The organism is Nonlabens sp. MB-3u-79 (assembly GCF_002831625.1).
GTDB lineage: Bacteria > Bacteroidota > Bacteroidia > Flavobacteriales > Flavobacteriaceae > Nonlabens.
The window spans coordinates 1,075,190-1,090,558 of record NZ_CP025116.1 but is presented as its reverse complement, the minus strand read 5'-3'; the positions used below and the strand labels follow the sequence as shown (position 1 = coordinate 1,090,558).

The window sequence follows — 15,369 nt, the reverse complement described above, 5'->3', positions numbered from 1 at the left end:
TTTTCATTTGTATGAATAGAATTCGCAAAATATTTAAATCTCGAAGTAATACACATACTAACGAAGGTTTATCTGATGCAATAAAAAAGATGACTGGCTTAAAAGCTAAGGATATTTCTATCTTCGAAACTGCCTTTACTCATAAATCAATGGGCCTAAAAACAGTTAAAGGATTTGCTCAAAGTTATGAGCGTTTAGAATTTCTAGGTGATGCTATTTTAGGGGCGGTTATAGCAGAATACATTTATAATAAGGTGCCGAATGGTGATGAAGGCTATTTGACTAAAATGCGTTCTAAAATAGTAAGTCGTGAACACCTCAATGAATTAGGTCAAGATTTTGGCTTGATTAAATATGCACAAACGCAAGTCCCGACGCGCAATTTTGGTGCAAATATTCACGGTAATTTATTTGAAGCTTTAGTGGGAGCTGTATATCTCGATCGAGGGTACGCCGTCTGTAAAAAGTTTATTTGTAAAAAGATTATTGAGCCTTACGTAGATATTGAAAAGCTGGAAGGTAAGGTGATCTCTTATAAAAGTCTTCTAATTGAATGGTGTCAAAAGCATAAGAAAAAATTTGAATACAACACCTATGAAGATACCGGTGCTGATGAAGTCAGACATTTTGCAGTAAAACTAACAATTGACAATCGCATCATTGCAAAAGCGAGAGCGACTTCTAAAAAAAAGGCAGAAGAAAAGGCTAGTAAAAGAGCTTTTTTTGCTCTTCAAGACAAGTTTTAGAAAACCTAGACAATGCAAACTAAGCTTTAAATAAATGACCTGATCTGGCTTTTAGTTCCTCTTTCATATCTGATCAAAACTCAAAATTCAATACAAATAGATAATAGCAAATTATCAAAATATATTACTAGCTACTATCGTTTTCGTAATGTTTTATGTTCATTTAAGGTTATTACGCAGTAATTTTGTCTCTAGTCTTCTTAAATTAGCAAGGTTAAATAGGATAACAGATGGCTGTTCACAAATTAACAGATTGGGAATTAGAAGAAGAGCCCTATGTGCTTATCGCTATACACTCTACATCAGAGCCTTACAGAATGGCTTACTTCATTAATAAGTACTTAGAAATAGGCTTTAGTAGGACAGCGGTCGATCAAGATATTTTGCAGCAAGCATATACTGCAAATTATCCCGTATATAAACATTTTGACGAGGAGCAAAACGCACCTTTTTATTTGATACCGAATAAATACTGGGGTGTTTCAAATCAAGAAAAGGTGTCCCTAGGATTGTTTGATAATGAAGAGGAGGCGCAAGTTAAAATCATTCTGATTAAAGAATATGGAACAGTTGATTTTCTACTCAAAATAGAGAAAGATCCCGACTTTTTTCCAGTTAAAAAATTAATAAATGCCCTTGGGGAAATACCTCAGGTAATAAGTGTCTATCCAGTAGATACTTTTAAAATTAAACAACAAGATTATTTAATATTTGAATAATGCCAAACACTAAAAAAACTAAAATTGTCGCAACTCTAGGACCAGCAACTTCTACTAAAGAAGTATTACTGGCCATGATGAAAGCAGGCGTCAACGTATTTAGAATCAACTTTTCTCATGCAGACCATGAGGATGTAAGAGAACGCGTGCAAATGATACGCGACATCAATAAAGAACACGGTTTTGCCACTGGTATTTTAGGAGACTTACAAGGTCCTAAGTTACGTGTAGGTGTCATGAAAGAAGAAGTAGTCGTGCACCCGGGTGACATCATTACCATCTCTACAGGAACTCCTTTTAAAGGAACTGCAGAGCGTGTTTATATGAATTACGAGCACTTCCCAAGAGATGTAAAAGCTGGAGAACGCATCCTTCTTGATGATGGAAAACTCATGTTTGAAGTCATTTCAACTGATGGAATAAAAGATGTAGTTACTAAAGTTATTCAAGGTGGACCATTAAGATCTAAGAAAGGAGTAAATCTTCCTCAAACTAATATTTCCCTTCCTGCACTTACAGAAAAAGACATCGTGGACGCCATATTTGCTTGTGAATTACAAGTAGACTGGATGGCTCTATCTTTTGTACGTCACAGTCGTGACTTGATGGAATTACAAGAACTCATCGCAAAGCACTCGGAAAATAAAATTCCAATTATTGCTAAAATTGAGAAACCAGAAGCTGTGGAAAACATCGATAAAATCGTTGCTTATTGTGATGGTTTAATGGTTGCTCGTGGAGATCTAGGTGTAGAAATTCCAGCTCATGAAGTTCCATTGATACAAAAAACACTTGTTCTAAAAGCCAAGAAAGCGCGTATTCCTGTCATCATTGCTACCCAAATGATGGAAACTATGATCACTAGCCTTACTCCTACAAGAGCTGAGGTAAATGATGTAGCAAACTCTGTAATGGACGGAGCAGATGCTGTAATGCTTTCTGGAGAGACCTCTGTAGGTCAATACCCAGTTCAGGTAATTGAAAAAATGACTAGTATTTGTTTGGCTGTAGAAAATAGTGACTTGATCAAAGTCCCACACTCTGCACCACACATAAAAACAAAAAGATACATTACAAAATCAGTATGTCACCACGCCGCAAAAATGGCAGATGAGATTAATGCAAAAGCCATAACCACCATGACCAATTCTGGATACACTGCCTTCCAAATTAGTGCATGGAGACCAGCTGCGCATATTCTTACTTTTACTAGCAACCACCGTATACTGACACAACTGAGTTTGCTTTGGGGTGTAAAAGCATTCCTTTACGACCGTTTTGTAAGTACAGACGAGACTATTGAAGATGTCAATAAGTTTGCTAAGGACCACGGATTTGTAGAAAAAGGGGACTTCCTAATCAACCTAGCAGCGATGCCGGTAACTGATAAAGGAATGGTAAATACGTTAAGAGTTTCTGAAGTAGAGTAACGCTCAGACCACCCGTATATAATAAAAACCTTATCAAATCGATAAGGTTTTTTTGTGCTATAAAAAGCATCGCTAAAACAAAGCACCATCTTAGAACGCAAATCCCAGTTGCACTTCGACAAAGTCTTCTTCTTCCTCTTTTGCCGTGTTCAAATTACTCAGTGTAATCCCTAATAGGCGCACGCTTTCGCGAAAACTCTCTTGTTCCATAAGTTCTACGGCAGTATTTAGAATCGTTTGCTTGTCTCGTATAAAATAGGGCAACGTCTTGCTGCGAGTTTGAGTTTTAAAATCACGAAATTTAATCTTAAGTGTTACTGTTTTTCCCGCCACATCTGATTTTGAGATACGTTTCTCAATTTCTTCAGCAATCTGAATAAGACGTTCTTTCATAAATATTTCACTGGAAATATTTTCAGAGAAGGTGCGTTCTGCACCTAGAGATTTTCTAATTCGGTCAGCTTTTACAGGACTTTTATGGATGCCTCTTACGATTTTATAATAATGAGTGCCGCTCTTTCCAAAATTTTCAGACAGAAACTCCAGTGATTTCTGTTTTAAATCAAAACCAGTAAAAATGCCAAATTGATACATCTTCTCAGCAGTGACTTTACCTATTCCATGAAACTTACGGATGTCCAGTTGTTCCAGAAATTCAATGATTTCTTCTGGCACAACGGTTTTCTGACCATTAGGCTTGTTGTAATCGCTCGCTATTTTGGCGATGAATTTATTTACTGATATTCCTGCGCTGGCTGTAATTCCTGTAACTTCATAAATACGCCTCCTGATCTCGTAGGCAATAATGGTCGCGCTGGGAAAATTATATTTGTTTTCTGTTACGTCCAGATAAGCTTCATCTAGCGACAAAGGTTCTACCAGGTCCGTATAGTCATGGAAAATCTCTCTTATCTGTACAGACACCTCTCGGTACCTGTCAAACCTGCTTTTTACAAAAATAAGGTCTGGACACAATCTTTTTGCCGTCACACTAGGCATGGCACTGCGCACACCGTATTTACGTGCCTCGTAACTAGCTGCGGCGACCACACCTCGATCACTGCCTCCACCTACGGCAATAGGTTTTCCCTTTAAGTCTGGGTTGTCATGTTGCTCTACAGATGCATAAAACGCATCCATATCTACATGAATTATTTTCCTGTCTGCCAGTTCGTGCATATCGTAAAATTACTACCTTTAAGAAATATAACCTTCACTATTAACAAACTTCCACAAATGGAATTTACCGCTATCATTATAGGCGCCTCAGGCCTAACAGGAAACATCTTACTCTCGCAACTGTTAGAAGATAAGAGGTATGCTAAGGTAGTTACGCTTTCGCGAAAGCGTATCGACAACAAAAACCCAAAACATCATAATCACCTAGCCGATTTATTTGATCCCTCCACCTATAAGGAGTTCTTAAAAGGGGACCACCTTTTTATATGCACGGGAACCACGAAGGCCAAAACTCCAAACAAAGAAGAATACTACAAAATCGAACATGATTTACCGCTCGGAGTGGCAACAGTAGCAAAAGAAAACGGAGTGCGTAAAATAATTGCTATTTCTGCTTTAGGTGCAAACCCAGATAGCAACATCTCTTATAATCGCGGCAAAGGAGAAATGGAACGAGACCTGGAGGCTTTGAGTTTTGAAGAAAACTATTTCGTCCAGCCAGCACTCATAGGAGGTCAACGCAATGAAAAAAGAGCATTTGAAAGTGCGTGGAAAAAATTTCAAAAACTTATTGATCCGTTATTGTCCGGCGCTCTCAAAAAATACAGAACTATAGAGCCAGAAACTATTGCGAGCGCTATAATTTATATAGCGATAAACGGTTGTGATAAGAATAGAATAGAAAGTGATGAGTTGAAGAAAATTGCCGATAGGCATGAGGCAGTAGGCAGTAGGCAGTAGGCATGAGGCAGTAGGCAGTAGGCAGTAGGCAGTAGGCAGTAGGCAGTAGGCAGTAGGCAGTAGGCAGTAGGCAGTAGGCAGTAGGCAGTAGGCAGTAGGCAGTAGGCAGTAGGCAGTAGGCAGTAGGCAAAATTAAAAAATCGGCTCACAAATTTAGGTTCTCTGCTGCTTTTTCTTTCCTTAAGTTTTATTGATTTCTGGATGTAGCCTTTCCTTTCTCCATTCAGACAAAAAGGGAAAACTTCTCCATCAGATGTAGACAATGCCAAGAAGAATACTTAGCATGTCAAATCTAACGAGCTTTTTTAAAAAGGCATTGGAAAGTCTGTTAGAAAAGAGATTTGATTATTAGAGAGCTTGTATAGGAAAAAGTAAAAGCCTTTCCCTTCAGACGCTTGCATCCGACGATTGGAGTTTACGGAACGAGAGGAATGCATAAAAGTTTAGCCTCTCGGCTTTGCCGAGACTTCAAAACGCAAAGGGTTTGACGCGATGCTATAACCCAAAGATAGAGTTTGAAATAGTAGCCAGCAGATTCCAGATAAACTTGGATCATGCTTGATCTATTAATTAGAGTTTAATATTGCCGAATTTTCTGGAAGTCATCTTCTCAAAATCCTATCTTGCATAACAATTTATTCTCCAATGACAGAAATAGAACGCAAATTCCTACTTAAAAACACCGATTTCCTAAAAGGTATAGAAGGAAAACGCATCACGCAAGGTTATATATGTACAGATCCAGAACGTACGGTACGGGTGCGTATAAAAAGCGATCAAGGTTTTCTAACCATAAAAGGAAAGTCTAACGATAGTGGTCTCTCTCGTTATGAATGGGAGAAAGAGATAACCACACAGGAGGCGGAACAATTACTGCAATTATGTTTACCTGGCGTGATCGATAAAACAAGGTATGAAGTAATTATAGAAAATCATCTTTGGGAAATAGACATTTTCCACGGAGAGAATAAAGGCCTCACACTAGCCGAAATTGAACTACAATCAGAAGAAGAGCCCTTCTTAAAACCAGAATGGATCGACAAAGAAGTCACTGGGGATAAACAGTATTACAATTCTTATATCAGTGAAAAGCCTTATTCTATATGGTAGGTTAATTACTTTTTATTTTTCTATAAACCCTCATGAATATTAATGAGGAACCGATGCTTTTTGGGGCTAAATAATACAATAGGCCGTCGAGAATTCGAGAGCACTTCGTTTTGAGAAGAAAAAATAGCTTTGCACAGCCTGTGATTTTGTCCTAAGAAATTAGAGGAGAAGGAATTGCTTTAAGATCACTGTGGGTAGGTACAACTGATTTTTAAACGTCAATCAAAAACCACATAAATACGCACATCATTGCCCTCTTCATCCACCGCGGTAATCAGGCGCTTGCCTTTTTTACCTGTAATAGCAAGTTCATGAAAGTTTTTAGTAGTCCCTAAAAACTCTTCATCCATATACCAAAATACCTGAGCATCACTGTTCTTATGAGCGATCTCAAAAATGGCGCTATTTTGCGCGCCTTCTACATTTTTGGTAAGCGTGATGGTGGTATTGTGTTTGGGTTGTATAAATCGCATCACCTCTTCTGTGGCTGGAACGCAGTCTTCTCGGTAGTCGGGTAAGGCTTTATAAGCAGGGTTTGACCTTGCATAGTAATAAGACATCACCGGCGGCAACGTGAACCAGGAGGTGGTTACTATTTGCGAGGCAGGCTCACAATCGGCATTTACTTGATAGGTTTTTGTAGGGTCTAAGTTGATGGATTTATGAAAAGGACAAGAGGCAAACTTCTCTCCTACTGCAGGAATATTTTGGCTTGTAGATTCACATAATGGGGTTGCGAGATAGCCTGATTGTTTACAGGTTGGTACCTGAATCAAGTCATCATAAGGCGGGGCAAACCAGTTTTGTGTAGGCAATCTATTGAACAAATCAAAAAGTACTGGCGCGGCGCTGTCTATTCCTGTCATATCAGCTCGTCCTTCCCCATCAGCATTTCCTGTCCAGACGCCTATAATATATTTAGGAGTCACGCCTATCGCCCAGGCATCTCGGTTTCCAAAACTTGTTCCTGTTTTCCAAGCGATTTCTCGATCTGGATTGAAAAAGTGCCAAATCTCTTCTCCTTCTGGTCGGTTGACTTTTTTCATAGCTTCAAAAGTGTGGTAAATACTTCCTGCACCGTAGATGGATGACTCTAAAGACCAGTTGACGTGTTTCTGAGATGTTTCTTTTTCCGCTTTCGCGAAAGCGGAATTATCATCCAAATAACTCAACCTATTCATGACCTCTGGATCGTACTGACTGCTATTTTTTGTGTAGAGTTCTAAGGTTTTGGCCATTCCTAGATAAGCGCGACTCATGTCCCAAAGGCTGCTCTCGCCACCACCGATGATCAAACTCAGTCCATAAGTACTCGCACCACGATTGATATGGGTGAGTTTTAAATCTTGCAATTTGTTATAAAATTTAGGAACCGTATGCTCTCGCAACAATCGCACCGCAGGAACATTTAAGGACCTCGATAAAGCTTGAGACGCGGGAATCGCACCCGTATATCTTTTATCGTAATTCTCCGTAGAAAAGCCATCGATAACCGTAGGCGTGTCTTTTACCAAACTCTCTGGCAAGAGTTCGCCCTCGTCCAGCATGGCTGCATATAAAAAAGGTTTTAGCACACTACCCGTAGATCGTGGAGCAGTAATGATATCCACATCCTTACTGTGTTCTCTGCTCGTAGGAGCATTCCCTACATAGGCAGCAACGGTTTGGGTTTCCACATCCAGAACCAGCATAGCGAGGTTATTCACCCCATTTTGCTGAAGTAGGTTGTGATGGTTCTTCACGATGCGGTTGACCGTTTCCTGCATCTCATAATCAATGCTTGTGCGTAATTTTTGAGTCCCGTATTCTTTATTGGCTCGTTGCAATAAATGCGGTGCGAGTTGGGGCAGTCTAAAATCTTGAATCGGTACCTGTTCAGATATGGCGAGCTCGTAATCCATAGGACTAATGATGTTTTCCTCTTGGAGCTTTAGCAATACTTGATCGCGCTTTTCTTTGAGTAAGCGCTCCCTTTTTCCCGGATAAACCAGTCCAGGTGCATTGGGCAAAACCGCCAGTGTAGCACTTTCGGCCCAACTGAGTTCGTGGGATTTTCTCCCAAAATAACGCCAAGCCGCCATATCCAGACCAACTACGTTACCTCCATAAGGCGCGTGAGAAGCGTAGAGTTCTAGAATTTCTTCCTTTGAAAGTCGGAGTTCTAATCTCGTAGCCCAGATCAATTCAATCAACTTCTCGTAGTAGTTACGGTCCTTTTTACGCGATAGTCGGATCACTTGCTGTGTAATGGTACTGCCTCCACGCACTACTTTTCCAGCCGAGATATTATCAGCTAATGCTTTTCCTATAGCAACTGGATTGAATCCTGGGTGATCATAGAAATAAGCATCTTCAAATTGCAACACACATTGTTTGTAACGGTAAGGCACACTATCGACCGCAGGAAAACGCCATTGCTCATCTTTGGCAATATGTGCATCAAGCAGTCTGCCGTCCCTACTTTCTATAACGGTAGAATAAGGAACATCAAACAATCGATCTGGTAAACACAAGGCGTACCAAACCAGCAACAGGGTCAGTATGCTGAGTTTGATTTTATGTTTGTAGAAGAATTTTTTCACCAGTTGAAACTACGGATTCTTTGTTTATTTAAAACTCTAAGTTATAAGAATAGTTGTTTGTTTAAAACAAGGTGCAAAAGTCTTCTTTTTCAAAATAATGTAAAAGCATTTCCCTTCAGAAGAAGGGAAAAAAGGTTAAGCAACTTTGTTGCTAACCAAAAGGGTTTGACACGATGTTTGAATCTTTCTTTAAAAAGGGATTTCTAGATCGATTCCAGCTCTGCAAACCCCTTATTTAATTCGTACACGAATTAAATGTTCCCCTTTCAAAAAGGGGAAAGCTTTATACATTGAAATCCACTTATTCCCCTAAGGGAAATACAGTTGTGATCTTCTTCCCAACACTATTTGCATCCTTCTCAAAAATCGGAGCTTCTAATCCAAATTCTTGAGCAGCGTTTTGATAATATGCTTCCCGACTTATATGTGGTTCACTAACGGCGTGAATTACTGGAGCATCAAGTGTGCCTGCGATCACTTTTATAATAATGGCATTCACATGATCTCGTGTCACTAGATTTATGGGTGCCTCAGGATTTTTAATTCCTTTTCTTCCTGCCAGCATTTTAACAGGATGCCGATCACCACCTATCAGGCCACAAGGTCTGATAATGGTAGATTGATGTGCCATTTCTTGAACCACTTGCTCTGCAGCGATGATTTTTTTACCATTATTACTTGTGGCATTGGGCAGCGCATGTTCATCGTAAGTAGGCAATTCTTCCAAGTCTTCAAAAACGGATGTGGATGAAATAAAAAGAACCTTGTTGATTTCATATGCTTGAACAAATCTCATGAACAGCTGGATCCTAAAGGCAAAATCGCTTTCTGGATTTTGACGCAAGCCTGGCGGTATGTCAATCACCAAAACATCCAATCCCTCTAAAAAACCTTGAACATCGCCATAGATTTTATCTTCTTGAAGGTCGATCTTAAAAGCGTGAATCCCCTTTTCTGAAAGCTGTAGTAACTTTTCATCCGTTCTAGACGTACCTCTTACTTGGTAAGCTTGCTTTTTTAGTTGTAAAGCAAGATCAAAACCCAACCAACCACATCCTAATATCCCTATAATTTTATTCGCCATTTTCCTGTATTACTTCTGTTTGCTGTTGAAGTAATGAAAGGGTTCTTTTTCTAAGCACCGCATCATTTAAAACAAACGGCATGGACATTTGATCCAGCGGTCGCTTGCTGACCTGCATTTCTTTTTGACCTAATAAATCAAAGGAGGCTGCATAAATGATCAGTTCTGGTTCTACACCAGCGTCAAAAGTCATTTCCATTTCTAGAGCCGCGTTATCGCTCACGTAATAACTCAACATGCGATTTCCCCATCGGTTGCCAAATGGTTTTTTAGTCTTCCCTGTAGCCTGAATTTCCAAACCATTGACCACGGCTTTTTCGAATACATATTTAGAATCTGCAAAGACCTCATAACGATGTACGATGCTTTCACTGCTGACTTTAAATTTTACCGTACGCAAACCATTTACAGCGGTATCGCTCATGACCTCGATCTTCACTTCTGGCAATTCTTTATAATCGGTATTTGCCGCATAAGAGAACCCGGTGCCGTATTTGGAATCGATGGAGTTTTCGTTCAGTTCCCGAGCTAATTGAGGTTTTTCGCCTAATTTTTCCTTGGTCCAATCTGACAAGGCGCTGTCATAAGTGGCCCATTGAGCTGTTTTGGCGTCTTGGTCTTGCAAGTAGATCAGGCTAGTAGGTTGGGGTTGGGTTGGTGAGTATTCCGCTTTCGCGAAAGCGAAACACAAACAAACTAAAGTAACGATCAACGAGCCAAATGCCAACAATCCTTTCTTGCGGTAATGTCCTATAATAGGAATCAATAAACCAAATAACAACGTACTCAAAACAGCAGCGACAAAAAGAATACTCATTCCTAAAGCAACTGGAAAGGCGGTTATAAATGGAGCGAAAACAAAAACAGCAGGAACGGCGAGTAATAACAATAAAATATAACTAGGTCGTTTTTGATAAATATTAAGCCATAACATGATCAATCCGGCAAATAGAGGTACTACAAAGTAACCGGCACCCCCTAGATATACCCCTGGAATCAAGCCTGCATTCCCCACTGGAAAAGCCACTGCCAAAGAGATCACCCATAATAAAAATAAAGGAGCCACACTCAAGCTAGCAATACGGTCGCGATCATAAAATTTGTGATACAAGAAAAAGCAAATACTCACAGCAGCAAATGCAGCTGTGGCGATCAACCAATACCCATTATATGGAAAACCATGATGTTGATCTATATAAAAATCATTGAACTTTACAGCTGCCCAACCGTAGTTGCTCCATAAATAACCGATGATCATGCTTCCCAAGAACGGTATAAAACCTGCCAAAAGATGTTTCATGCTCATGCGCCTTTTGCGGATTCCTAAGATGATTAAAAACAGCAATAACAAACCACTTATAATTATCATCGCAGCCAGCCAGCTGAACGGAAAACTAAGCATTTTAACCAAGGGCATAGGGAAGTACACCAGGTCATCTCCTTTTTCTGCCATCATGCGATCGGTCATGTCTAAATCGCTAAAGTGAATCAACAAAGGCATCAAATAAGAACCTTGGTGCGCTAGGGTGTTTCGATCCAAGCGTTCGTAATTATCTAACTCTGTGTGGTAATCAAAATGGTCTCCTATAAATGCAAAATTAAGACCATTGATATCGCCATCTTGTCTAAAAGCCGTAAGATCTGTACTGTTAGGAATCATTTGATAGATGCTGTATGCGAGAGAATGTGCCACTGGATAATCTGTTCCAGCTGCCATAAATTCTTCTATAATCTTGCGATTACCACCATTAGTCTCCACCAGCATATAGCTAGGACCTCCACTACCGCGAGCTTCAAAGTTGAGTACAAAACCTACACTATTTGCCCAAGGATGTTCTCTTACAAAGAGACTGGCCCCATTAAGTCCTAGCTCTTCACCGTCTGTAATACAGATAATGATATCGTTTTTAGGCTGTTTATTTTGTGCTAGAAAAGCTCTTACTCCTTCCAAAATTGTTGCCACACCACTTGCCGCATCGCTAGCACCTTTGCTGGAATGTGGATCACTATCATAGTGACTTAATAACACCAATGCTTTATTGTTAGCATCGGTTCCTTTGATACGAGCTATTATATTTTCTGGCTGAGACATGTTCCCGTTGCTGCTAATATCGTAGCCTTTTTGTGTGGAAACTTCCAGTCCCATTTTTTGAAGTTCCCCCTTTATATAATCTCTAACTTCATTATGAGCTTTACTTCCTACATAATGAGGTTTTAGCGAGATAGCCTTTACATGTTGCAATGCTCTAGCAGTTGACCATTCGGTCGTTGGTAAATTCTCTTTTACTTGAGAAGATGGTGTCTGACTTTGAAAGGCATACCAAATCATCAAAATAATTACTAGAAATGAGAAGGCTGAGGTGAGGTGAGATTTAGGTCTCATGGTTGGTTGGTTTTTGCAGAGTTGGAAAGTTAAGAAAAAAGTAGGAAAATTTTCCCTATGCCTAAAAGGTAGGTTTCTTTTGAACTTGAAATGGTTAAATTTTGTTCCCGTACCCATGAGGCTGTGTAGGGATCACTTGGGTCAACTCAGTACAGGATTGCCAAAATGGTTGAGGAATATGAGCTTCTGTTTTCAAGCACCCCCTTCTAAAAACCTCCCCTTTCGAGTATTTCATCATTTTAAAAAACATTATTCTGAATTCTATTCTATAAATCTTACCTTTGTATCTTATCAAAAAAACGCCTTGAAACTCAATCCTAAAGACATAGAAACAGCTCAACTCCATAGCATTATGCTAGGAGCCGTTCAACCGCGACCTATAGCTTTTGCTAGTACTGTGGACGCAAATGGAAAGGTGAACTTATCACCCTATTCCTTTTTTAATGTTTTTAGTGCAAATCCGCCAGTGATGATTTTTTCTCCTGCGCGCCGGGTACGAGATAACTCGGTAAAACACACCTTATTGAATGCCAAAGCTACAGGAGAAGTGGTGATCAACATTGTAAACTATGACATTGTTCAACAAATGTCATTATCCAGCACAGAATATGGAGAAGGTGTTAATGAGTTTGAAAAAGCGGGTCTTACAGAGGCAAAAAGTGATATAGTCGCGCCGCCTCGAGTGGCCGAAAGCCCCGTACAATTTGAGTGTAAAGTAAAAGAAATCGTAGAATTAGGTCAGGAAGGTGGCGCTGGTAACCTCATCATTTGTGAAGTGGTCATGGTACATGTGAATGACAACGTGTTAGACGAGTACAACAAGATCGACCCTTTTAAAATCGATACGGTTGCAAGAATGGGTGGTAACTGGTACTGCCGTTCTAAAGACGCTATGTTTGAGGTTCCTAAACCTTTGGCAACTCTAGGTGTAGGCGTTGATGCGCTACCAGAACATGCTAGACAAAGCGATATCCTTACCGGAAACGATCTTGGTAAACTAGGAAATGTAGAACGAGTACCTGAGCAGGAAGAAGTGGTAGCTTTCGCGAAAGCGGAACAGTTATTCAACCTCTCTACAACAGATAAACACAATCGAGCTAAAGAGCTCATCGCAAAAGGGGAACTCCTGGCTGCGTGGAACTATTTATTATTATAGACTATGGAAGTATTAGGAAAAATTAAATTGATAGGAGAAACCAAAACTTTTGGTTCTAACGGTTTTCAAAAACGTGAATTGGTAGTAACTACCGAAGAGCAGTACCCACAACACTTGATGATCGAGTTTGTACAGGATAAAACTGGCTTATTAGACGCATTTAACGTAGGTGAACCAGTAAAAATAGGTATCAACTTAAGAGGTCGTGAATGGCAATCGCCACAAGGAGAAACAAAATATTTCAACTCTATCGCAGGATGGAGAATTGAAAAAGCAGGTGCTGCCGCACCAGCAGGTGGAGCACCAGAAGTGCCGCCATTTGATGAGTACGAGCCGGTATCCAATACCAAGAATGAAGATCATGATGACTTGCCTTTTTAGAACATTATCTAATTGATACAGGTACAAAAGCAGCAAGATGATTTCTTGCTGCTTTTTACATTTAATATTGATTCATAGGTGCGGACTTAAGTCCGCACCTATGAATCATGGTATTAGGATATTAAAAATAAAAAAATCCCAACTTTCTCAAGATTGGGATTTTCATTTTTAATAGGTTAGTCTTCAAACAAAATCAAAAAAAAAGCAATGATGAAAATAAATTTAAATCTGAAGACCATTCAAATATTAGTAATTTTAGGGCCATTTCCTAACTTAATTCACAATTTCTATTGCATTTATTAAACAAATCTTTAATTTTTCCCGATCCTAGTAACGCTCCAGAACATGGGCTTGCTGCTATAGGTGGCGATTTAAGCCAAGAAAGATTGCTCCTTGCTTATAATTCTGGATTCTTTCCATGGTATAATGACGGAGAGCCTATTTGCTGGTGGAGTCCAGATCCTCGAATGATTTTTGATTTAAAATCTACATCTCCTATGCGGGTGACCAAGTCCATGCGACAAAGCCAGCGCAATCGCGGTTATGAGGTGCGAGAGAACACTTGCTTTACCACTGTTATGAAACATTGTGGTAACGTGCCTAGAAACGACCAAGACGGTACCTGGATCAATGAAGAGATGTTGAAAGCTTATGCCCAACTCCATGAATCTGGTCATGCAAAAAGTATTGAGGTCTTTAAAGATGATGAACTCGTAGGAGGGCTGTACGGAATGGATTTAAAAGATAAAGGGATTTTTTGCGGAGAAAGCATGTTCTCACTAGCTACTGATGCGAGTAAAATCGCTTTAATGTATTTAGTAGAAAAATTACAAGCTTTAGATTACCAGCTTATAGACGCTCAAGTATATAACGATCATTTAGCTCGTCTGGGTGCGGTAGAGATAGATCGAGAAGTGTTTTTGAGTTATTTGAAGTAGAACTATTACCTACATTAAATTCTTCTCGATCTACCTATACTATTGAGTTGCATTATTTCTAGTTGAGCATCCCCTCTATTCATGAGAAAAGTATATTTATAAAGTTGTTTTTTTATTTGCTTGCTTATTAAGGCGGGCCTATTTCGGTTACTACTTTGGCCGCGTTCTTAGGAAAAAGATCTAAAGTGATTTTTTTCTTCTCGCTCCTTTTTTGTTGGAATGGAGTTTGTAGCGGTTCCACTATCGTGCCCTGACCTACCCCTGTATAAACTTCACTGCCCCAGGGCGCAGTGAAAGCAAGAACAAGACAAATCCATAATTGCTATACCTCATCATATCTAAAACAGCTTACCTCGTGATCGTTTACCATTCCAGTCGCTTGCATAAAGGCGTAAATAATAGTAGGTCCAACAAATTTGAATCCGCGTTTTTTAAGATCCTTAGAAATCTGGTCTGATAGCGCAGTATTTGGAGAGGCTTTTTTATAATTTTGGAGTTGGTTGTTAATGGGTTTCCCATCTACATACCTCCAGATAAACTTGGAAAAACTACCGTATTCTTTCTGGACTTCTAGAAATAGCTGTGCATTATTAATAATTGATTTTACTTTTAATTTGTGGCGTATAATACCGGCGTTCTGAAGAAGCTCCTCTTGCTTTTCCTGATCATAAGCAGCTATTTTCTGAACATCAAATTGATCTAAGGCATCAAAATAATTCTGCCGTTTACGTAAAATAGTGATCCAGCTCAATCCTGCTTGCATGGTCTCTAAAATCAGGAATTCAAACAAGGTCTGGTCGTCATAAACAGGTTTTCCCCATTCTTGATCGTGATAAGATTCATACAAATCATCTCCTAGGCACCAGCCACATTTTTGTTTTTTCATGGTTTAAAATTACTAATCTTTATATTTACGAGCT

The 15,369-nt window shown here is 39.5% G+C and carries 14 protein-coding genes; 8 read left to right on the top strand and 6 right to left on the bottom strand.

The genetic code is table 11. The features are described 5' to 3' along the window. Window positions 1-11 precede the first annotated feature (11 nt). The 3 genes from rnc (at window position 12) to pyk (ending at window position 2,895) form a co-directional block, all read left to right on the top strand. Window positions 12-746, top strand: a complete 735-nt coding sequence (gene rnc, locus CW736_RS04905) for a ribonuclease III (protein WP_101012844.1) — start codon at window positions 12-14, stop codon at window positions 744-746. Between the two features lie 230 nt (window positions 747-976). Then, window positions 977-1,465 (top strand): IPExxxVDY family protein, encoded by a 489-nt coding sequence (locus CW736_RS04900; protein WP_101012843.1) that lies wholly within the window; start codon window positions 977-979, stop codon window positions 1,463-1,465. Further along, a complete protein-coding gene (gene pyk / locus CW736_RS04895; RefSeq protein ID WP_101012842.1) occupies window positions 1,465-2,895 on the top strand; it encodes a pyruvate kinase in 1,431 nt (476 codons plus the stop codon). Before CW736_RS04900 ends, pyk begins: the two co-directional genes overlap by 1 nt. A gap of 90 nt (window positions 2,896-2,985) precedes the next feature. On the opposite strand, the gene dinB is transcribed toward pyk, so the two are convergent. After that, window positions 2,986-4,074, bottom strand: a complete 1,089-nt coding sequence (dinB, locus tag CW736_RS04890; protein ID WP_101012841.1) for a DNA polymerase IV — start codon at window positions 4,072-4,074, stop codon at window positions 2,986-2,988. A gap of 57 nt (window positions 4,075-4,131) precedes the next feature. On the opposite strand from dinB, the gene CW736_RS04885 reads away from it, so the two are divergent. Then, window positions 4,132-4,815, top strand: coding sequence for an NAD(P)H-binding protein (locus CW736_RS04885; RefSeq protein WP_101012840.1), 684 nt, complete (start codon window positions 4,132-4,134; stop codon window positions 4,813-4,815). Here the strand turns inward: CW736_RS04885 and CW736_RS14025 are convergent. Then, complete coding sequence (locus tag CW736_RS14025) at window positions 4,719-5,084, bottom strand: hypothetical protein (protein WP_157810883.1); 366 nt, start codon at window positions 5,082-5,084, stop codon at window positions 4,719-4,721. The genes CW736_RS04885 and CW736_RS14025 overlap by 97 nt on opposite strands. A gap of 376 nt (window positions 5,085-5,460) precedes the next feature. Here CW736_RS14025 and CW736_RS04880 point away from each other — a divergent pair, with 376 nt between their 5' ends. After that, window positions 5,461-5,925, top strand: a complete 465-nt coding sequence (locus tag CW736_RS04880; protein WP_101012839.1) for a CYTH domain-containing protein — start codon at window positions 5,461-5,463, stop codon at window positions 5,923-5,925. A 218-nt stretch (window positions 5,926-6,143) separates the two neighbouring features. Here the strand turns inward: CW736_RS04880 and pbpC are convergent, their stop codons facing one another. From pbpC to CW736_RS04865, 3 genes are all read right to left on the bottom strand, one after another. Next, the gene (pbpC, locus tag CW736_RS04875; RefSeq protein WP_101012838.1) at window positions 6,144-8,507 is read right to left on the bottom strand and encodes a penicillin-binding protein 1C; all 2,364 of its coding nucleotides are present in this window, start codon (window positions 8,505-8,507) and stop codon (window positions 6,144-6,146) included. A 301-nt stretch (window positions 8,508-8,808) separates the two neighbouring features. After that, window positions 8,809-9,591 (bottom strand): NAD(P)H-binding protein, encoded by a 783-nt coding sequence (locus tag CW736_RS04870; RefSeq protein ID WP_101012837.1) that lies wholly within the window; start codon window positions 9,589-9,591, stop codon window positions 8,809-8,811. Next, window positions 9,581-11,974 (bottom strand): M28 family peptidase, encoded by a 2,394-nt coding sequence (locus tag CW736_RS04865; protein WP_101012836.1) that lies wholly within the window; start codon window positions 11,972-11,974, stop codon window positions 9,581-9,583. Before CW736_RS04865 ends, CW736_RS04870 begins: the two co-directional genes overlap by 11 nt. A 304-nt stretch (window positions 11,975-12,278) precedes the next feature. Between CW736_RS04865 and CW736_RS04860 the strand changes: the two genes are divergently transcribed. The 3 genes from CW736_RS04860 to aat all read left to right on the top strand — a co-directional run bounded on the left by CW736_RS04860 (window position 12,279) and on the right by aat (window position 14,449). Then, window positions 12,279-13,130, top strand: a complete 852-nt coding sequence (locus tag CW736_RS04860; RefSeq protein WP_101015032.1) for a flavin reductase family protein — start codon at window positions 12,279-12,281, stop codon at window positions 13,128-13,130. 3 nt (window positions 13,131-13,133) lie between these two features. Next, a complete protein-coding gene (locus CW736_RS04855) occupies window positions 13,134-13,511 on the top strand; it encodes a DUF3127 domain-containing protein (protein WP_101012835.1) in 378 nt (125 codons plus the stop codon). 290 nt (window positions 13,512-13,801) lie between these two features. Next, the gene (gene aat, locus CW736_RS04850) at window positions 13,802-14,449 is read left to right on the top strand and encodes a leucyl/phenylalanyl-tRNA--protein transferase (protein ID WP_101012834.1); all 648 of its coding nucleotides are present in this window, start codon (window positions 13,802-13,804) and stop codon (window positions 14,447-14,449) included. 322 nt (window positions 14,450-14,771) lie between these two features. On the opposite strand, the gene CW736_RS04845 is transcribed toward aat, so the two are convergent. Continuing rightward, complete coding sequence (locus CW736_RS04845) at window positions 14,772-15,335, bottom strand: DNA-3-methyladenine glycosylase I (RefSeq protein ID WP_101012833.1); 564 nt, start codon at window positions 15,333-15,335, stop codon at window positions 14,772-14,774. Window positions 15,336-15,369 lie beyond the last annotated feature (34 nt).

Coding starts and splice junctions, on each gene's coding strand:
- CW736_RS04865 (WP_101012836.1), bottom strand. CDS start 11,974: ATGAGACCTAAATCTCACCTCACCTCAGCCTTCTCATTTCTAGTAATT.
- CW736_RS04870 (WP_101012837.1), bottom strand. CDS start 9,591: ATGGCGAATAAAATTATAGGGATATTAGGATGTGGTTGGTTGGGTTTT.
- CW736_RS04885 (WP_101012840.1), top strand. CDS start 4,132: ATGGAATTTACCGCTATCATTATAGGCGCCTCAGGCCTAACAGGAAAC.
- rnc (WP_101012844.1), top strand. CDS start 12: ATGAATAGAATTCGCAAAATATTTAAATCTCGAAGTAATACACATACT.
- CW736_RS04880 (WP_101012839.1), top strand. CDS start 5,461: ATGACAGAAATAGAACGCAAATTCCTACTTAAAAACACCGATTTCCTA.
- CW736_RS04845 (WP_101012833.1), bottom strand. CDS start 15,335: ATGAAAAAACAAAAATGTGGCTGGTGCCTAGGAGATGATTTGTATGAA.
- CW736_RS04855 (WP_101012835.1), top strand. CDS start 13,134: ATGGAAGTATTAGGAAAAATTAAATTGATAGGAGAAACCAAAACTTTT.
- CW736_RS04900 (WP_101012843.1), top strand. CDS start 977: ATGGCTGTTCACAAATTAACAGATTGGGAATTAGAAGAAGAGCCCTAT.
- pyk (WP_101012842.1), top strand. CDS start 1,465: ATGCCAAACACTAAAAAAACTAAAATTGTCGCAACTCTAGGACCAGCA.
- dinB (WP_101012841.1), bottom strand. CDS start 4,074: ATGCACGAACTGGCAGACAGGAAAATAATTCATGTAGATATGGATGCG.